This window comes from Castellaniella sp. GW247-6E4, assembly GCF_040276065.1.
Taxonomy (GTDB): domain Bacteria; phylum Pseudomonadota; class Gammaproteobacteria; order Burkholderiales; family Burkholderiaceae_B; genus Castellaniella.
Window position 1 is genome coordinate 1 of record NZ_JBELOI010000007.1, and the last position, 18,171, is coordinate 18,171.

Annotated in this window: 20 protein-coding genes; 18 read left to right on the top strand and 2 right to left on the bottom strand. The window is 61.2% G+C overall.

What is annotated here, in order from left to right; translation table 11 throughout:
* From ABS761_RS09725 to ABS761_RS09745, 5 genes are all read left to right on the top strand, one after another.
* Window positions 1-150 (top strand): EF-Tu C-terminal domain-related protein (locus tag ABS761_RS09725; protein ID WP_502881410.1); only part of this gene is annotated, 150 nt, incomplete at its 5' end.
* Window positions 151-208: 58 nt separating this feature from the next.
* The gene (gene rpsJ / locus ABS761_RS09730) at window positions 209-520 is read left to right on the top strand and encodes a 30S ribosomal protein S10 (protein WP_132477883.1); all 312 of its coding nucleotides are present in this window, start codon (window positions 209-211) and stop codon (window positions 518-520) included.
* Window positions 521-895: 375 nt separating this feature from the next.
* Window positions 896-1,678, top strand: a complete 783-nt coding sequence (locus ABS761_RS09735; protein ID WP_350408120.1) for an SDR family oxidoreductase — start codon at window positions 896-898, stop codon at window positions 1,676-1,678.
* Window positions 1,679-1,723: 45 nt separating this feature from the next.
* Entirely contained in the window at window positions 1,724-2,620 is an 897-nt protein-coding gene (locus ABS761_RS09740; protein ID WP_350408121.1) for an NAD(P)-dependent oxidoreductase, read from the top strand.
* A gap of 44 nt (window positions 2,621-2,664) precedes the next feature.
* Complete coding sequence (locus tag ABS761_RS09745) at window positions 2,665-3,051, top strand: carboxymuconolactone decarboxylase family protein (protein WP_350408122.1); 387 nt, start codon at window positions 2,665-2,667, stop codon at window positions 3,049-3,051.
* Here ABS761_RS09745 and ABS761_RS09750 read toward each other — a convergent pair.
* Window positions 3,048-3,851: an N-acyl homoserine lactonase family protein gene (locus ABS761_RS09750; RefSeq protein WP_350408123.1), complete on the bottom strand. Its 804-nt coding sequence runs from the start codon at window positions 3,849-3,851 to the stop codon at window positions 3,048-3,050. The genes ABS761_RS09745 and ABS761_RS09750 overlap by 4 nt on opposite strands.
* A 213-nt stretch (window positions 3,852-4,064) precedes the next feature.
* On the opposite strand from ABS761_RS09750, the gene ABS761_RS09755 reads away from it, so the two are divergent.
* Window positions 4,065-5,093, top strand: a complete 1,029-nt coding sequence (locus tag ABS761_RS09755) for a LacI family DNA-binding transcriptional regulator (RefSeq protein WP_350408124.1) — start codon at window positions 4,065-4,067, stop codon at window positions 5,091-5,093.
* Window positions 5,094-5,164: 71 nt separating this feature from the next.
* Window positions 5,165-5,941 carry an SDR family NAD(P)-dependent oxidoreductase gene (locus tag ABS761_RS09760; RefSeq protein WP_350408125.1) on the top strand — a complete coding sequence of 259 codons (777 nt, stop codon included), beginning with the start codon at window positions 5,165-5,167 and terminating at the stop codon, window positions 5,939-5,941.
* Here ABS761_RS09760 and ABS761_RS09765 read toward each other — a convergent pair.
* Window positions 5,901-7,172, bottom strand: coding sequence for an NAD(P)/FAD-dependent oxidoreductase (locus tag ABS761_RS09765; protein WP_350408126.1), 1,272 nt, complete (start codon window positions 7,170-7,172; stop codon window positions 5,901-5,903). The genes ABS761_RS09760 and ABS761_RS09765 overlap by 41 nt on opposite strands.
* A 102-nt stretch (window positions 7,173-7,274) precedes the next feature.
* On the opposite strand from ABS761_RS09765, the gene ABS761_RS09770 reads away from it, so the two are divergent.
* From ABS761_RS09770 to rplC, 11 genes are all read left to right on the top strand, one after another.
* Window positions 7,275-8,492 carry an ABC transporter substrate-binding protein gene (locus tag ABS761_RS09770; protein WP_350408127.1) on the top strand — a complete coding sequence of 406 codons (1,218 nt, stop codon included), beginning with the start codon at window positions 7,275-7,277 and terminating at the stop codon, window positions 8,490-8,492.
* 30 nt (window positions 8,493-8,522) lie between these two features.
* Window positions 8,523-9,407 (top strand): branched-chain amino acid ABC transporter permease, encoded by an 885-nt coding sequence (locus ABS761_RS09775; protein ID WP_350408128.1) that lies wholly within the window; start codon window positions 8,523-8,525, stop codon window positions 9,405-9,407.
* Complete coding sequence (locus ABS761_RS09780; protein WP_350408129.1) at window positions 9,404-10,411, top strand: branched-chain amino acid ABC transporter permease; 1,008 nt, start codon at window positions 9,404-9,406, stop codon at window positions 10,409-10,411. Before ABS761_RS09775 ends, ABS761_RS09780 begins: the two co-directional genes overlap by 4 nt.
* Entirely contained in the window at window positions 10,404-11,168 is a 765-nt protein-coding gene (locus ABS761_RS09785; protein ID WP_350408130.1) for an ABC transporter ATP-binding protein, read from the top strand. The genes ABS761_RS09780 and ABS761_RS09785 overlap by 8 nt, the downstream gene beginning before the upstream one ends.
* On the top strand, window positions 11,165-11,875 hold the full coding sequence (locus ABS761_RS09790) for an ABC transporter ATP-binding protein (RefSeq protein WP_350408131.1): 711 nt from the start codon (window positions 11,165-11,167) through the stop codon (window positions 11,873-11,875). Before ABS761_RS09785 ends, ABS761_RS09790 begins: the two co-directional genes overlap by 4 nt.
* A gap of 171 nt (window positions 11,876-12,046) precedes the next feature.
* The gene (locus ABS761_RS09795) at window positions 12,047-13,657 is read left to right on the top strand and encodes a thiamine pyrophosphate-binding protein (protein ID WP_350408132.1); all 1,611 of its coding nucleotides are present in this window, start codon (window positions 12,047-12,049) and stop codon (window positions 13,655-13,657) included.
* Window positions 13,658-13,715: 58 nt separating this feature from the next.
* Window positions 13,716-14,186, top strand: a complete 471-nt coding sequence (locus ABS761_RS09800) for an aromatic-ring-hydroxylating dioxygenase subunit beta (RefSeq protein WP_350408133.1) — start codon at window positions 13,716-13,718, stop codon at window positions 14,184-14,186.
* A 19-nt stretch (window positions 14,187-14,205) separates the two neighbouring features.
* The gene (locus tag ABS761_RS09805; RefSeq protein ID WP_350408134.1) at window positions 14,206-15,483 is read left to right on the top strand and encodes an aromatic ring-hydroxylating oxygenase subunit alpha; all 1,278 of its coding nucleotides are present in this window, start codon (window positions 14,206-14,208) and stop codon (window positions 15,481-15,483) included.
* Between the two features lie 21 nt (window positions 15,484-15,504).
* Entirely contained in the window at window positions 15,505-15,822 is a 318-nt protein-coding gene (locus ABS761_RS09810) for a non-heme iron oxygenase ferredoxin subunit (protein WP_350408135.1), read from the top strand.
* Window positions 15,823-15,825: 3 nt separating this feature from the next.
* Complete coding sequence (locus ABS761_RS09815; protein ID WP_350408136.1) at window positions 15,826-17,205, top strand: MmgE/PrpD family protein; 1,380 nt, start codon at window positions 15,826-15,828, stop codon at window positions 17,203-17,205.
* Window positions 17,206-17,481: 276 nt separating this feature from the next.
* On the top strand, window positions 17,482-18,171 hold the full coding sequence (gene rplC, locus ABS761_RS09820; protein ID WP_350408137.1) for a 50S ribosomal protein L3: 690 nt from the start codon (window positions 17,482-17,484) through the stop codon (window positions 18,169-18,171).

An 18,171-nucleotide genomic window follows, 5' to 3' on the forward strand; every position in this document is an offset into this window, starting at 1 on the left:
GAGGACAAGGAGATGGTGTTGCCGGGCGACAACGTGTCGATGAAGGTGAGCCTGATTGCGCCGATCGCCATGGAGGAAGGGCTGCGCTTTGCCATCCGCGAGGGCGGCCGCACCGTGGGCGCCGGCGTCGTCGCCAAAATCATCAAGTAATTTTGATGACCCGGCGGGGGCGCGGCCCCCGCCAGAATTCGTTCTTTAGGGATTTCCCATGAAAAACCAGAAAATCCGCATCCGCCTCAAGGCGTTTGACTACAAGCTGATCGACCAGTCGGCTGCCGAGATCGTCGACACTGCCAAGCGCACGGGCGCCGTGGTGCGGGGCCCGGTGCCGCTACCCACGCGCATTCGCCGCTATGACGTGCTGCGCTCGCCGCACGTCAACAAGACTTCGCGCGACCAGTTCGAAATGCGCACGCACCAGCGCCTCATGGACATTGTCGATCCCACCGACAAGACCGTCGATGCGCTGATGCGCCTGGATCTGCCCGCCGGGGTGGATGTGGAAATCGCGCTGCAGTAATTGCCGCCATCGGCGCCGTCGGGCGCCGTGCCGGAACGAACGCCATACCCTTTGGGTATGGCGTTTTGCGTTGGATCAGCCTCCAGGGGCCGGAGAATATTAGTGCCTGGATGGCGTGGTGTCTTGGCGGAGATTGGCCGTTTGATGGGGACCATGAGCCGCAGAAGGTTCGTCCGCGCGCGAAACCGGTGAGGTCTGTTCGCCGCCGCCGGCTGTCCCGTGGCTCCAGACCCCTCGAGCAGATGTGTTGCCAACCAGATTTCGAGGTGTGATACACCCCGGGGAAACCATTGCTTTATTTATAATTAAGTTAGCGCTATCATAGCGGCCAGGTCTCTACTTGGATATTGCGGCGAACGCCGAGGGAAGAAAAATATGAAGGAAAAGTCCGCGCTCATCACAGGCTCGACGAGCGGGTTGGGGTTCGCGATAGCGAACGCTCTGGCGGGCGCAGGTTGCAATATCCTATTGCACGGACTCGAAGCGCCCTCGGAGATGGAATCTTGTCGGAAGGCCATCGAGGATGCACATGGCGTGTCCGCCCATTATCTGCGGGCGGACTTGAGGGACGCCGAAGCGATTGAGGACCTGATGGCCAAGGTGCAGACGCTGACTGGCGGTGCCGATATCCTCGTCAACAATGCAGTGGTCAGGCACTTCGCAAGCATCGAGGATTTTCCCACGAGTAAATGGGAGGAGGCACTGGCCATCAACCTCAGCGCGGCGTTCCATACCATACGCCTGGCCCTGCCCGGGATGCGCGCTCGCCAATGGGGCCGCATTTTCAACATGACTTCTGTCTATAGCCTGCGAGGGACTCCGAATCGCATCGACTATGTCACCACGAAATCCGCCCTGCTAGGCATGACGCGTTGCGTGGCGGCTGAAACCATTAACCAGGGCATTACCTGCAATACCGTGTGCCCTGGCACCGTCCACACGCCGTCGATCGAAAACCGTCTCGTCGCCTTGATGAGCAAAGAGGGCCTCGATCGCGATGCTGCCTTGAGGCGTTTTCTCGATCGCAAACAACCCACGGCCAGGTTCATCGATGCGTCGCAGGTCGGCTCTCTGATCGTGTTTCTATGCAGCCCGGCCGCATCGAGCATCAACGGCGCGATGCTGCCGATCGATGATGGCTGGCTGGCGGCTGGGTAGCCCGTCCAGCCCTTTACCTCATCTTCCAATCCTCAGGAGCAAACGATGCATTCGAATGAAATGCTGGGCTTTGTCGGTGTCGGTGTCATGGGGCGTCCGATGGCGGAACGATTGATGGCGCGCGGCCACGCGCTCATGGTCTATGACGCCAGCGCGCGCGCGCGTGAGCAGCTTTCGGCTGTCGGTGCCCAGGTGGCCGCGAGTGCCCAGGAGGTGGCGGACAATGCCAGCGTCCTGTTCACCAGTCTGCCGAGCCCCGCGATATTTCAGGACGTCGCGCTGGGCGAGCATGGGATCTCGCGGGGAAAGGCTGTGAAGATCCTGGTGGACCTGTCTACCGTGGGATCGCGCGCAACGAGAGCGGTCGCAGCCGGATTGGGTCGACATGATATCGAGGTGGTGGACGCGCCTGTGAGCGGTGGGGCGGCTGGGGCCAAGGCCGGGACATTGTCGGTGATGGCGGCGGGCAAGCCCGAGGCCATCGCGGCGGTACGCACCCTGCTGGAGATTTTTGGGAAGATCATCGTGGTCGGAGAGCAGCCGGGCCAGGGCCAGTTGATCAAGCTGCTCAACAACATGCTTTCGTCGACCGCGTTCGCCATCACGTCGGAAGCCTTCGTCGCCGGCGTGCGCGGCGGCCTGGATCCCGAGACCATGATGTCCGTCTTTAATGCTGGCAGCGGCAAAAACGGCGCGACTATGGACAAATTCCCTAAGTACGTCCTGCCCCGAAGCTTCGATTTCGGCTTTCCCATCAGCAGCGTGTGCAAGGACATCGGGCTCGCGGTGGACGAATGCCAGGCCATGGGCGTGCCGCTGTGGGTTGGGAATACAGTGCGCCAGCTCTGGCAATTCGCGGCACTGCAGGATGGCCGTGGCTGCGACATGACCGAGCTGGTGAAATATGTCGAACAGTGGTCCGATGCCGCGGATCAGGCCTAGCCGTCCGCAGATGTAGCATCCGTTGGGATACAAGGAGAAATACGATGAATGACGTAACCTTCGAGAAGGGATTCAACAACCGCAAGGCTGTCCTCGGAGACGCTCATGTCGAGAAATCGTGGGCGGCGGCCGATGATTTCAATCGCCCTATGCAGCGGCTCGTCACGGAATATTGCTGGGGCGAAATCTGGGGGGACGAGACTTTGCCTTTCAAGACGCGCAGTCTCGTCAACCTTGCCATGCTAACCGCAATGAGTCAGCACCACGAGTTGTCGGTGCATGTCAGGGGCGCCCTCAGGAATGGGGTCACCAAGGAAGAAATCAGGGCCGTGTTGATGCAGGCCGCCATCTACTGTGGCGTACCGGCGGCCTTGGCCGCCTTCCGTGTTGCTTCGGACGCCATCAAGGCGTATGAGGCGGGCCCGGCTTAGCGCGGCTGGCCGTCCAGCCGCACGATCCAGCCCTCGGTCTCTTTGCGATGGGCTGGGAATCGGCGCAGGACCTCAGGGTCGTGGCCAGGGATGACGTGCAAGGGCGAGTCCGCCAACTGGTATGCGCGGGCGTATCCATCGAGCATGTCGCCGATGTTGTACACCGCGGGAAACGGTCGTCCTTGCTCCATGTTGGCATAGAGATGCGAGGCGTCCGAGGCCAGTACCACCCAGCCGCGTGCGGTATGCACTCGTACGATCTGCAGGCCGTTCGTGTGCCCGCCGACCAGGTGCAGGCTTAGCCCAGGTGTGAGTTCCGCGGTGCCGTCATGGAAGCAGACCCGACCTTGGTAAACCTTGCGGACAAGCTCGGTGACGTCGTCGGGTTCGTAGGGGTGGTTGAGCGCGCCGTGGCACATGCACCGGCCGGTGCAGTAGCTCATCTCGCGTTCCTGGACGTGATAGCGAGCTCGCGGAAACAGTGTGCGGTTCCCGGCGTGATCGAAATGCATGTGCGTCAATATGATATCCTCGATCGCGTCCGGGTCAATGCCTATGGCCCCGAGACCCTCCTGGATCGGGCGCGTGATGGATCTACCTCGTTTTTCACCCATTGGTGCATCGAATCCAGTATCGACGAGGAATGTGCGGGATTGCCCCACGACAGCCCAGACGAAGTAGTCCAGCGGCATTTCCGTATCATGAATATCGCCTCCGATGAAGTTCGCGGATGAGCGTCGATTGTGGTGGGCATACTTGATGGCGTAGATCTTGTATTCTTCCGGCTGGGCTTGCTTCATAATATTCCTTTCAACGCGCGATGAGAGCGCTATCACCGTGAGCATGGTAGCAGATCAATTACCTGCCGGATAGGGGGCTTTCGCTCAGGGTTTTCCTTTGCCGGGCCACTGCCGAGGTCGCTCGGATATCACGCTGGGATACAATTTCAACATGAGCGTTCTGCAGTCGACGCGGCACGGGGCAGCGGGCGAAGGGCGCCAGGGAGCGATCCATTGAGCACCACCAGGGGCCGCACTGGCGGCAATGCAGTTCGAATGATTGATGTTGCGCGAGCGGCGAATGTTTCGCTCATGACAGTGTCTCGAGCGCTGCGCTGCCCCGACAAGGTGTCGCCAGAGACCCGCAAGCTGGTGCTCGATACTGTGTTGAAGGTGGGCTATGTGCCAAACCACATTGCCGCAAACCTCGCCTCCAATCGTTCGAATGTGGTGGGCCAGATTGTGCCCAGCATCAACAATTCGCTGTATTCGCATACCATCAAAGGCACTGCAGATGTGTTGCGTGCCGCTGGATTGCACTTGCTGCTGGCAGACAGCAGATACTCGATGGCTGAGGAGGAAGCATTGATCGATGCTTTCATCGCGCAGCGGGTTTGCGGTTTGCTGCTGCACAACACCTCTCACACCGCGCGCGTGCGACAGGTGATTCGCCGTGCGGGCATCCCGGTCATCGAGACCGGCGATCTGGTCCGGAATCCGCTCGATACGGTGATCAGTTATTCCAACTTCAACGCATCCCGTGAAATGACGCTATACCTCGCGGGCCGAGGGTATCAGCAGATTGGATTCGTTAGCCTCAATGTCAAGACCAATTTGCGTGCGCGCGAGCGCCTAAAGGGATACCGTGCTGCGATGCAATCCCTAGGCCGTCCCCACGATCCGCTGCTTTGCAGCGAGGTCGAGCCGGGCTTGACCTCGGGTGCGCACGCCATGATTGACATGATCATGCGGGCCCCCGCCGTCGATGCCATTTTCTTTGCCGGCGATGTGCTCGCGATTGGCGCGCTGTTCGAGGCTCAGCGTCGCGGCTGGAAAATCCCGCAGCGCATCGCGATCGCCGGATTTGATGACCTTGAACTGCTCGAGCATACCGTGCCTCGACTGACCTGCCTGAAGCTGCCTCGCCTGGAAATCGGCCGTCGGAGCGCTGAGCGTTTGCTAGCGCGGATTCGCGAGACCGATGCCGGTCTTTCCAGGCGGATCGACTTGGGTTTTGAGATTATCCAGCGAGAAAGCACTTGACGTTCCTTGCCTGTTGACAGCGCTTTCGAAAGTCCATAAAGTGCGTATGTTAGCGTTAACTTTTTGAGGCGATGGCCTGGGAGGGAATCTTGGAGGACTTGCGATTCGATGGCCAGCATGCGGTCGTCACGGGAGGCGGGCGCGGCATGGGGCGGGAAGTCGCTCTGGGCTTGGCACAGAGGGGGGCGCATGTCATCGTCGCCGACCTCAATGGGGACAACGCCCGGGCGGTCCGTCAGGAGATCCAGGATCTGGGTGGGACGGCCGAGGCCGCCCGGCTCGATGTTGGCGATGTTGCTGCCGTGCGTTCGTTCTTCCGCGGATTACGGCACCCTCTCGACATCGTCGTATGTGCAGCGGGTGTCATCCGGGTCAAGCCATTCTTTGACCACGAGGAGGAGGACTGGGACGCCTTGTGCCGCGTCAATCTCAAGGGCACGTTTTTTTCGATTCAGGAAGCAGGACGATCCATGGCGGCTCGCAACAAAGGCGTCATCGTCACGTTTGCATCGACCTCGGCCTATGTCGCTTCGCGAGTCCCCGAAATTGCGTATGACGTCACCAAGGGCGGCATACGCCAGTTGACTATTTCCGCCGCGATCGAGCTCGCGCCCCTCGGGGTGCGCGTCAATGGTGTGGCGCCGGGCACGATCCTGACTGATTTCAATCGAGCCACGCTGGACACTCCTGAAAAGCTGAAGACGGTCGAGAACAGCCTACCGATGGGGCGTGTCGGAACGCCAAACGATGTGGCCGGCGCGGTCCTGTTTCTGTGCTCGCCTTTGGCTGGTTACATCACCGGCCAGTTCATCGTAGTGGATGGTGGGCGTCTGGGGCGGGCTGGCTGAGCAATTCCCGCCAGGCTCGGGCAGGATCCGCCAGCAGTTCGGGGGCGATACGTCGCCTGCTTTGTATGGCGCGGCGCGCGGCCGAAATATCACGCCCGCTGTTGAAAGACACCACGCCGACGATGCGTTGTTCCCGGTCTAGGGCAAACCAGGAGTGGGCGGCGTCTTTAGGGCCTCGTAGGACCCAGTGGGCGTTTGCGGGCGTATGACCCAGCATCTGTATGTTCAGGTCCGACTGGTCGGACCAGAACCATGGCAAGGACTCGTAGGTCTTTGGCGCGCCGGCGGCCGTAGCGCCCGCCGCCTCGGCCTGGAGTTCGGCCACCTGCCAGGATTCGATGCGGTGCCTGCCTGCGCGCCCCGCGACGGGGTGGGCGGTGACCTCGCCCCCGGCCAGCACGTCTGGATCCGACGTGCGTCCACACGCATCGACCAGGATCCCATCGCCCACTTCTAGGCCTGCTTCCTGCGCCAGTTCCACGTTCGGAACGACGCCGATTCCGACCACTAGGATGTCAGCCTGCAGCGTGAGCGGCCGCTCATCGGCCTGGGTCAGAGTGATGCATAGCCCGCCGGTCGCATTGCGTGAGATCCGGTCCAATGCCGCGCCCAAATGCAGTCCGACCCCAGCGGTGCGATGGAAGGCCTGGACGGCCTGGCTCGCATGGGCTGGCAGAATGCGCGACAGGACGTGAGGCGCCCGATCGATGACGTCGACCTGACATTCGAGTGAACGGGCCGCGGCCGCGACTTCCAGGCCGATGAAACCAGCGCCCACCACGACGACGCGGGCGCCGGCGCGCAGCCGTGCGCCCAGGCGAACGGCATCGTCCTTCGTCCTCAGATAGAACACGTCGTGAGAAATCTCGTCGGGCAGTGGCAGGCGCCTGGGGCGCGAGCCGGTCGCCAGCACCAGCCTGTCATAATGGTACTGGTCGCCTGCACGCGTATGAACCAGATGCTGGTCGCGTTGCACACGGACGACCGCGTCTCCCAGCAGGAGGCGGATATTCGCCTGCGCATATGTGCCGGAATCGATAATCGTGCACGCCTCGATGCCATCGGCGCGCAGTAACGCCTGCTTCGACAGTGGAGGTCGGTCGTAAGGCGGATGCGGTTCTTCACCCAGGATGCCAATCGTTCCGTGCACAAGCGCGGTGTGGGCGGCGAACGCGGCGCGGCGGGCTGCCTGGCCGCCGCCGACGATCAGGATATTGAAGTGAGAGGCCATGAGTACCTGAATGGCAATAGTGGTGTATCGGGTTTATACGCATTTCGTCAATCTTAGTTAGCGCTATCATAGCACCTTACAAAAACTTGTAAGGAGACTATCATGAAGGCTCTATCGAACACCTTTTCCGGAACGGCCATCGCGGCGCTTCTCTTATCGGCGGCTCTTCCCGCATCTGCGCAGATCACAGGCGACACTGTCAAGCTCGGCTTCTTAACGGATATCACCGGCACGTATGCCGATAATGATGGACAGGGGGGTGTCGAAGCCATCAAGATGGCGATCGAGGACTTCGGCGGGAGCATCAACGGCAAGAAAGTCGAACTCTTGTATGCCGATCACTTGAACAAGGTGGACGTTGCGGTCGCCAAAGCCCATGAATGGTTTGACCGCGAAGGGCTGGACATGCTGATCGGCGGCGCGAACTCGAGTGTCGGGTTGGCCTTGTCCAAGCTTTCCGCCGACAAGAAAAAGCCATTCATCGCCGTGACGGCTGCGACGCCGCGGTTGACCAATGAGGAGTGCACGCCCTACACCATCGCGTACGCCTATGACACTGTGTCGGTTTCGCGCGGCACCGCTTCGGCCATCGTCGACGAAGGCGGGGATACTTGGTTCTTCATCACGGCGGATTACGCGTTCGGCACGTCTTTGCAAGAAGAAGCCACCAAAGTGCTGGAAGCGCACGGCGGCAAGGTGGTGGGGAGCGCGAGGCATCCGGTTGGCGCTTCGCCCGACTTTTCGTCACTCGTGCTGCAGGCGGCCGCCTCCAAGGCCAAGATTCTTGCCTTGGCCACCAGCGGATCGGATCTTCTCAATGTGATCAAGACGGCCAATCAGTTCGGCGTCAACAAGACCATGAAGCTCGCCGCCATCCTGACCCACATTACGGAGATCAATTCGATCGGGCTGGAGCAAGCCCAGGGCATGTACCTGACGGATGGTTGGTATTGGGATCAGAACGAGGCGTCGCGCGCTTGGTCCAAGCGCTTCTTCGAGAAGATGAAACGCATGCCCACCGCCATGCAGGCGGCCGACTATTCGGCTGCGTTGACTTACCTGAAGGCTGTCAAGGCCATCGACAGCGACGATGGGGACAAGGTCATGGCTCAGCTGAAATCGACCACGATCAGCGATATGCTGACACAGCATGGGGTGATTCGCCCGGACGGACGGATGGTATACGACATGTACCTGCGTCAAGTCAAAACGCCAGCCGAATCCAAGTATCCCTGGGACTACTACAAGACGCTCAAGACCATTCCTGGCGACGAAGCCTATACCAGGAAGTCGGAAACCAAGTGCGTGTTGTGGAAATAAGGCGACTCGCATCCTCAGGCTGACAACGCTATGGAAATCCTCGGCTACCCATTACCCGCCATTCTCGCACAGCTCGTCGTGGGTCTCGTCAATGGTTCGTTCTACGCCATGCTTTCGCTCGGCCTGGCCATCATTTTCGGCCTGCTGAACGTCATCAACATGTCTCATGGGGCCATGTACATGCTGGGCGCCTTCGCGACATGGATGGGGCTGGCGTACTTCGACATCAACTACTGGATCATGCTGTTGATCGCCCCTGTGATCATTGGGCTGATCGGCGTCGCGATCGAGAAGACGATGCTGCGGTGGCTGTACAAGCTGGATCATTTATATGGCCTGCTGCTGACCATCGGGGTCGCCAGTTTCCTCGAGGGGTTGATGCTGTCCTTCTTTGGTGTGTCCGGAGTCTCCTATTCGCCGCCGAGTGTCCTGGGCGGGGCGCTAGACCTCGGGTTCATGATGCTGCCGGCCTATCGAGCGTTCGTGGTGCTTGTGAGTGTGGTGGTCTGTCTGGGCACCTGGCTGGCGATCGAGAAGACCAAGCTGGGTGCATACCTGCGCGCCGGTACGGAAAACCCAGAGCTTGTTGGTGCTTTCGGTGTCAATGTGCCGCTATTGGTGACCTTGACCTATGGTTTCGGTGTCGGCCTGGCCGGGCTAGCGGGTGTCCTGGCCGCGCCCACCGTGCAGGTGTCTCCCCTGATGGGTGCGAATCTCATCGTGGTGGTGTTTGCCGTGGTCGTCATCGGTGGCTTGAACTCCATCCTGGGATCCATCGTCACCGGCCTGGCATTGGGGGTGGCGGAGGCTGTGGTCAGCATGTTCTATCCGGATGCCTCTGCCACCGTCGTCTTCGTCATCATGGCGATCGTCTTGGTCCTGCGGCCGGCAGGCTTGTTCGGGAAAGAAAAATGAAGGGGAGCATCATGTTGGACAAGCGGCTTGGGTATGGCTTAGCGCTCGTTTTCCTGCTTGTCGCGCCGCACTTCGCCTATCCTTTGTTCCTGATGACCGTGCTGTGCTTCGCTCTGTTTGCCTGCGCATTGAACCTGATCATGGGTTTTGCCGGGATGGTGTCGTTCGGCCATGCCGCTTTTTTCGGTGGCTCGGCCTACATCGCGGGCTATGTGCTGGCCAGCTACGGATGGCCTTTCGAAGTCGGGATGCTCGCGGGGACGGCCGCGGGGGCCCTGATGGGGATGATTGTGGGGGTGCTTGCGGCCCGCCGCACCGGCATCTATTTTGCAATGATCACGCTGGCGCTCGCACAGATGATGTATTTTATTTACCTCAAGGCGCCCTTCACCGGCGGCGAGGACGGGTTGCAGGCTATCCCCCGCGGGAAGCTGCTTGGCATATGGTCCCTGAAGGACGACATCACCTATTACTACGTCCTCTTGACGTATTGCCTGCTGGGCTGGGCGCTGATCGTGCGCACCGTCCACTCTCACTATGGACAGGTGCTGCGCGCCATCAAGGAAAACGAAGCCCGGGCGTTATCGCTCGGCTACGACGTGACCCGCTACAAGCTGCTGGCATTCGTGATTTCAGCCGCGCTTAGCGGACTGGCCGGGTCGTTGAAAGCCGTGGCCATTGGTGTCGCTACCTTGACGGACGTGCAGTGGACCATGTCGGGCCTCGTGCTCCTGATGGTCATGGTGGGTGGCATGAAAACCTTTGTCGGTCCTGCGGTAGGCGCTCTGGTGATCATCACCTTGCAGATTGAGCTGGACAACTTCGGCCATTACCTGGCAGACGTGACCCAGATCGACTGGTTTAGCCGAATCGGCGTTTCGATTCCCATGGTCACAGGGCTGATCTTCATCGCCAGCGTACTGCTGTTCAGGGAGGGTATCGTGGGCAGCCTCAAGGCGTCACGGCATCGGCTCCAACGGAAGGGGGCCCGGCATCATGGCTGATCTGATTCTGGAAACTCGGGGCCTATGCAAGGATTTCAAGGGGTTCAGGGCGGTTGACAACGTAGACCTGCGCATCGAGCGGGGATCCATTCACGCGATCATCGGCCCCAATGGTGCGGGCAAGACCACCTGCTTCAACCTGTTGACAAAATTCCTCATTCCTACCGCGGGGCAAATCTATTTCGATGGACGCGATATCACCACCGACAGGCCGGCCGAAGTGGCGCGCCGGGGCATCATCCGTTCCTTCCAAATTTCGGCGGTATTCCCCTACATGACGGTACTCGAGAACGTGCGTGTCGGCTTGCAGCGGCAATTGAGCACGACGTTCGATTTCTGGCGCAGCGAGCGCAGCCTGGCGTCTCTCAATGATCGAGCCATGGCCTTGCTCGAGGAGGTCGATCTGGCCTCGTTCGCCGATGCGATCACCGTCGGCCTGCCATACGGTCGGAAGCGAGCCCTCGAGATTGCGACCACGCTCGCTATGGAACCAGTGCTGTTGCTGCTGGACGAGCCGACGTCCGGCATGGGTCACGAGGACGTCGACCGGGTGGCTGCTTTGATTAAGAAGGTGGCCGCCGGGCGCACAGTCCTGATGGTCGAACACAATATGGCGATGGTGGCCGGCATTTCCGATCGCATCACCGTGCTGCAGCGGGGCGCTGTCCTCGCCGAAGGCCGATATGCAGAAGTATCCAGCAATCCACTTGTGGTGGAAGCCTACATGGGCAGTCAGGCGAACAGGGTGAACACATGAGTATGCAAGCCATCGAGGTGGATCAGTTGCACGCTTGGTATGGCGAATCCCATGTGCTTCATGGCGTCAGCTTATACGTCAAAGAGGGGGAGCTCGTCAGTCTGCTCGGGCGCAATGGCGCCGGACGTACCACTACCTTGCGCGCCATGCTAGGCCTGACGGGCCAGCGGCGGGGCTCCATCCGCATCGGCGGCACGGAAGTCATCGCGTTGCCGAGTCACAAGATCGCGCACCTGGGGGTAGGATATTGTCCGGAGGAGCGTGGCATCTTTTCCTCGCTGACGGTCGAAGAGAATCTGACCCTGCCGCCGGTGGTTTCGCGCACGGCGGAAAGCATGTCGGTCGCGGAGCTCTACGCACTGTTCCCGAATCTAAAGGAACGTCGCCATAGCCAAGGCACCCGGCTATCGGGCGGGGAACAGCAGATGCTCGCCATTGCGCGGATACTGCGCACGGGTGCGCGGATACTCTTGCTGGATGAGATTTCCGAAGGGCTCGCGCCGGTCATTGTGCAAGCGCTGGCGGACACCGCAAGAATGTTGAAATCGAAAGGCTACACCATCATTATGGTCGAGCAGAATTTCCACTTTGCGGCAGAGCTGGCGGATCGTTTCTATGTCATGGAGCACGGGGGAATCGTGGAATCCTTCAGCGCGTCCGAGCTGGAAAGCAAAACACCGCTGCTCAATCGGCTGTTGGGCGTATGAGCGCGGCGCAGCAAGCCAGGATGTCTTCTTGACAGCCCCGATGTTGTTCCATAAACTAACCTTAAGTTAGCGCTATCATTTGATAGGTGAAGGACGTTCCGGTTCTTGGGACATCCGTCAGGCGCTTCTTGGGGCGGACCCTTGGGTCCTCTATTCGGAGACGTTGAAATCATGGGCACACGCAGCGGCGCTCAAATACTGGTCGAACAACTCGCCGCGAGGAAGGTGAGGCGGATTTTTGGTGTTCCGGGGGGGGACTGCAGCCTGGACATCATCCAGGCCGCCAGCGAAGCGGGGATCGAATTTGTCGTCACGCGGACGGAGAACGCCGCCGCTATCATGGCGTCGGTCACCGCCGAACTCTCGGGAGGCATCGGGGTCGTGCTGACGACCCGCGGCCCGGGCTTCGCCAATGGCGTCAATGGCCTGTCGTACGCGGCGCTCGACCGTGCTCCGATCGTGATGATCAGTGATGGCTATGAGCCTACGCAGAACTACATCAGCCACCAGCGCATAGACCAGCTAGCCATCGCCGGCCCGCTCGTGAAGGCCGCCATGCGGCTCGAGGCGCCCATGAATCTGCCCGCCGTTGGTGCGTTTCTGGATACGGCGCTGAGCGAGCCTCAAGGCCCAGTCTATCTAGAGGTGACCGGAACGGGTATGCGCTGCAATCTGCCCGAAGACAGTATTCCCGTCACGCCGGCTGTTCTCCGGCATCAGCCGCTCGATCAGCGGTCTCTGGAGCTGGCGCGATCATGGCTGGGTCAGGCCAAGCGGCCCGTGATGATCGCTGGCCTGCAGGCGATCGAAGACCAGGCGTGCGCGGCTCTGCGTAGCCTGGCGTCGCGGTGGAACTGTCCCGTGCTCGCGACCTACAAGGCGAAAGGCGTGCTGTCGGATGCCAACCCTCTGATGCTGGGTTCATATATCGGCGGGGCGGCCGAGGCGCCGGTGCTGCGCGAGGCGGACCTCATCGTTCTGTTTGGTGCGGATCCGGTCGAATTTCCGCCACAGCCGTGGCCTTACGAGGCGCCGGTCGTGGAGATCGCGGCCCGACCGTTCGCTCGTCACTACATGGTGCCCACGGTATCCGTGATAGGCAGCCTTGCGGAGGCGGGCACCGCGCTCGAGGCCAGCCTCGGCTCGAGCGCTTGGACCTCGGCCCACCTGGAGGGCTACAAGTCGTCCATCCTCGCCTGTGCGGAGATGGAGGACGGTGGTCCGATCACGCCCCAGATGGCCGCCCGGGCGGCATGCGCGGCGCTGCCGCCCGACGCCCGTATTGCCGTCGATGCCGGCGCCCATATGATGCCGGTACTGGCCTGGTTTACCGCGAATCGGCCGCGCGACGTGCTGATTTCTCGTGGTTTGGCGACCATGGCCTTCGCCTTGCCGGCCGCGTTGGCAGCCGCGCTCGAGCAGCCTGACCGCCCTGTCGTCGCCTTCACGGGCGATGGCGGACTGATGATGTGTGCGGCTGAGCTGGCCACCGCCGTCCAAGCGCGCTGCAACTTGACTGTAGTGGTGTTGAATGACTCCAGCATGACGTTGATTGGGGTGAAACAGCGGCGGCGCAAGCTGCCGAACGCAGGCGTCGATTATTCGGCAAGCAACTTCGCGGATGTGGCGCGTGGATTTGGAGGACGTGGCTTTCGGGTGGAGGCGCCTGCCGACCTCGAGCACGCGCTTCGGGAAGCGATGGCGGGAGATACGCCCTCGCTGGTGGATGTGGTCGTTGACCCGGAACCGTATCACGCGCAAATCAAGGCCATCCGGGGATGACGGAAATCCGTGCGGCCGCGGTGCCGCGGACGAGATTATTTTTCAATGGAGTGAGGCAATGATGCCGATCCGAGCGGAACTCAGGGATCTGTACGACGATTACGCGATTGCGTTGGACGATTTCGATTTGTCGGCATGGGCGGGGTTTTTCACTGACGACTGCACTTACCGGATCGTCTCGATGGAGAATCACCGGGAAAACCTGCCGCTGTCGACCATGCTGTGCGAAGGCATCGGGATGGTGCGTGATCGGGCGGCCAGCATCCAGCATGCTTCGGTATTCGAGCCACGTGTGCTGCGGCACCTGGTCAGCGGCGTCCGTGTCGACGAGGTCGTCTCGGGCGATGCATGGAAGGCGCGAGCGAACTTCGCGATCCTCGAAAGCTTGTCCAACCGGGAGACGCATCTCTTGGTGGTCGGGCGCTATCTGGACCATGTGGTGAGGCGGGACGGGCAGCTCAAGCTGCGGGAACGGGTCTGTGTTTATGACAACTATCGTATCCCGACTTCACTGGTGTACCCCATTTAAAAGCAAGGACGCATGCATCATGAACGCAAGCCCTACCCCGACCCCGACCCCGACCGTCACGCCTCGCATTGGCTCACGCCGGTGGCCTGATTCACAGGGCGATGCCAGAATCCCCGCCTGGGTCTATTCTGACCCGGCGATTTTCAAGCGTGAGATGGAGGTCTTCTATAACGGGCCTACCTGGAATTTTGTCGGGCTGGAGTGCGAGATCCCCGCGGCGGGCAACTACAAGCGCAGCTGGGTCGGGACCCGCTCGGTCATCATGGTCCGGGACGAAGACGGGTCGGTCAATGTCGTCGAGAATCGTTGTGCTCATCGTGGCTCGTCGCTGTGCTGGACCGACAAGGGAACGGTCAGCAGCTTCACCTGCCCCTACCATCATTGGAACTACGATCTCAAGGGAAACCTGCAGGGACTGCCGTTCTTGCGGGGTGCCATGGGCAAGGGCGGCATGCCCCGCGATTTCAACAAATCAGAGCATGGCCTGCACAAGCTGCGCGTCACTGTGCACAACGGCATTGTGTGGGCGACCTATGGCGAAGACACGCCCGATTTGGAAACGTATCTGGGTGATGAGATCCTTGCCGTCTTGAATCGCGCCACGGGTCGTGCGCCGCTACGGCTGTTGGGATACAACAGGCAACTACTGCCATGCAACTGGAAGCTCTACACGGAAAACAGTCGTGATCCTTATCATGCCACGCTGTTGCACAGCTTCTTCGTGACATTCGGGTTGCTGCGCACCGATACCGCATTCAAGGCCATCCCCACGCTGGGGGGGCGCCACGGTATCATGGCGTCCACCTATTCGGCGGCCACTGCCTCGACGCACAACGAGGTCACGAAAGAGCTGGCCTCGCTCAAGAGCGATCTGGCCCTGGAGGACATGCAGGTCGTCAGGCCCGTCGATGAGTTCGGTGACAGTTCGATGATCAATTTCTCCGTCCTACCCTCGGTGTTCTTCCAGCAGCATGGCAATTCCCTGGCGATTCGCCATGTCATCCCCAAGACCGAATCGTCCACCGAACTCTCATGGACGCACTACGGATTCGCCGATGATGACGAGGTCATGCATAATCGCCGCCTCAAGCAGGCTAATCTGATGGGCCCATCGGGCTATGTGGCGATTGATGATAGCGAGATTCTGGCTCAGTTGCAGCCCATCACGGCCAGCGCTCCGGAAGCGGTGCAGGTTGTAGAAATGGGCGGTCGGGATTTCACACCGCAGGAAACCATGGTCACCGAAACCCTGATCCGGAATTTCTATCGCTATTATCGCGAGCAAATGGGCCTGTAGGCGCCCTCAGGAGACATGTGTATGGGCCAGTGGCATGCAGTGGCGGCGCCGAATGAAATCATCGAGGGCGTGCCCTTTCCAGTCGTGATCGAAGGAACACCCATTGCCTTGTATCGGCTCGGCGACGAAATCCATGCGATCGGCGATATCTGCACGCATGAGCACGTCAGGCTGTCGGAGGGGTTCGTCGACGGGGACGTGATCGAATGCCCGCTGCACCAATCCTGTTTCTCCATCCGTGGTGGACGAGTGCTGAATCCGCCGGCGCGCGAGGATCTCCCCTCGTATCAGGTGCGGATCGAGGATGATCAGGTATTCGTTAACATGCAGACCGCTTGAGCCATGGCCGGCGAACCGCGCCCACGACGGGCAGTCACCGCCGAGCTCACGCGGTTCGTTGCGGAATCGCGCTGGGAGGATCTTCCCGCCGAGGTCCGGCGGGTTGCCCGGCGCTCGCTGCTGAATTTTTTCGCTGTGGCGCTTGCCGGCTGCGGGGACGGCACCCTCGATGTGGCGGTCCGGGCGTACCAGCCGTTTTTCTCGAGCCGCGAGGCGACGCTGATCGGACGCGCCGAATGCGCCGACATGCTTAATGCCGCGGCGCTCAACGCGATGAGCGCCAACGTGTTCGACTACGACGATACGCACTTGCCGACGGTGATTCACCCCACTGCGCCGGTGGCGGCTGCCATCCTGGCGTGGGCCGAGACGCAAAAGGTTCCGGGTCCCCAGTTCCTGCATGCTTTAACCTTGGGGATGGAGGTCGAATGCCGGATCGGGTTGGCTATTTCGCCCGGACATTACGCCCGCGGCTGGCACATCACGTCGACCTGCGGCGTGTTTGGTGCGGCGATTGCGGCTGGCCTGCTCATGCGGCTGGATGCGCGCCGGATGTGTTGGGCATTGGGCAGCGCGGCCGCGCAGTCCGCTGGCCTGGTGGAAACTCTGGGGACCATGTCCAAGAGCGTCAGTGTGGGAAATGCCGCACGCAATGGCTTGCTGTCCGCCTGGCTCGCGAGCCGCGGCTTTGCGGGCCCTGATCAGCCACTCGAAGGCCGCCATGGGTTTCTGGCCGTGGCGTGCGATGCTCCCGACGAAAACCGGATTCTGCAGAATCTCGGCGCGCGTTGGGAAGTCCTGGACAATACCTTCAAGCCTTACCCTTGCGGTGTCGTGCTCAATCCTGTCATCGAGGCTTGCCTGGAATTGCGCCGGCGCCTCCTGCCCTTGCGCGCCGAGATTCCTGCTAGCGTCGAATGGGTCGAACTGCGGGGACATTCGCTATTGCGTCAGCGCACCGATCGTCCGCTAGCGCGAACGGGCCGGGAGTCCCAGGTCAGTGCCCAGCACGCCGTTGCTGTCGTCCTCATGCGTGGCAGCGCGGAGCTGGCTGACTTCAGCGACGAGGCGGTCGCAGATCCTGGGTTGCGCGCGCTTGGCAGTACGGTTCGATTCCAGACGGACGACAGTATGCCCCTCAGCGCCGCGAGCGTCACGGTCAAGCTGCGCGGGGCGCCCGCCATGCATCAGGCCATCGAGGTCGCGCGCGGATCGGTCGAGCGTCCCCTGAGCGACCAGGACCTGAGAGCGAAGCTTGTGGCGATATGTCGCGCGAGGCATCCTGCTTACGACCCGGCGCCGCTCATTGCCGCCATCGAGGGGATCGAGCAGTCGGACGACGTGGGCGGCATGATGCGCATGGCGCGTCTGTCGCCCACGTGATGGTGTCGGCAGTCGCGGGGTACCGTGCCAAGGGGATGATCAAAAGGGCGATCCCCCGATGGGCGGACGCCATCGGGCTGCTGATGGGCTGCCACAGGCCCAGGCTCGTCTGATATTGGACAGGGTTGGTGCTTGTTCTAGTCCGACCGTCGTGCTAAAATCAAGGGCTTCGCCGTGTTTTAGTTGTTTTGGCGAACAGGATATAGCAGCACCCTAGCCCCGGCCAATCGTAGTCGGGAATGAAAACTGTGGGGGAAACACCCCCCGGAGAAAACAATGTCGAATCCGACACCTACGCCCGCGGCCTGGCGCCTTGGGCTCGTGGGACGCAAGGTTGGCATGACCCGCATCTTTACCGAGGAAGGCGAGTCCATCCCGGTGACCGTGCTGGATGTGTCCAACAATCGCGTCACCCAGGTCAAGACGCCTGAAATCGACGGCTATGCGGCGATCCAGCTCGCCTACGGCGAGCGGCGCGCATCGCGCGTGACCAAGGCCGAGGCCGGGCATTACGCCAAGGCCGGCGTCGAAGCCGGCAGCATCCTCAGGGAATTCCGTCTCGATCCCGCGCGCGCGACCGAGTTCACCGCCGGTTCGGTGGTGGCCGTCGAGTCCGTGTTCGAGGTCGGCCAACTGGTCGATGTCACCGGCACCACGATCGGCAAGGGGTTTGCCGGTACGATCAAGCGCCACCATTTCGGTGCCCAGCGCGCGTCGCATGGCAACTCGCGCTCGCACCGTGTGCCGGGTTCCATCGGTCAGGCCCAGGATCCGGGCCGCGTCTTCCCTGGCAAGAAAATGTCCGGCCATCTGGGCGACGTCACCCGCACCGTCCAGAACCTGGACGTGGTGCGCGTGGATGTCGAGCGTGGCCTGCTGATGGTCCGGGGCGCTGTTCCGGGCCACAAGAACGCCGACATTGTCGTGCGTCCCGCCGTCAAGGCCATGCCCAAGAAAGGAGCCTAA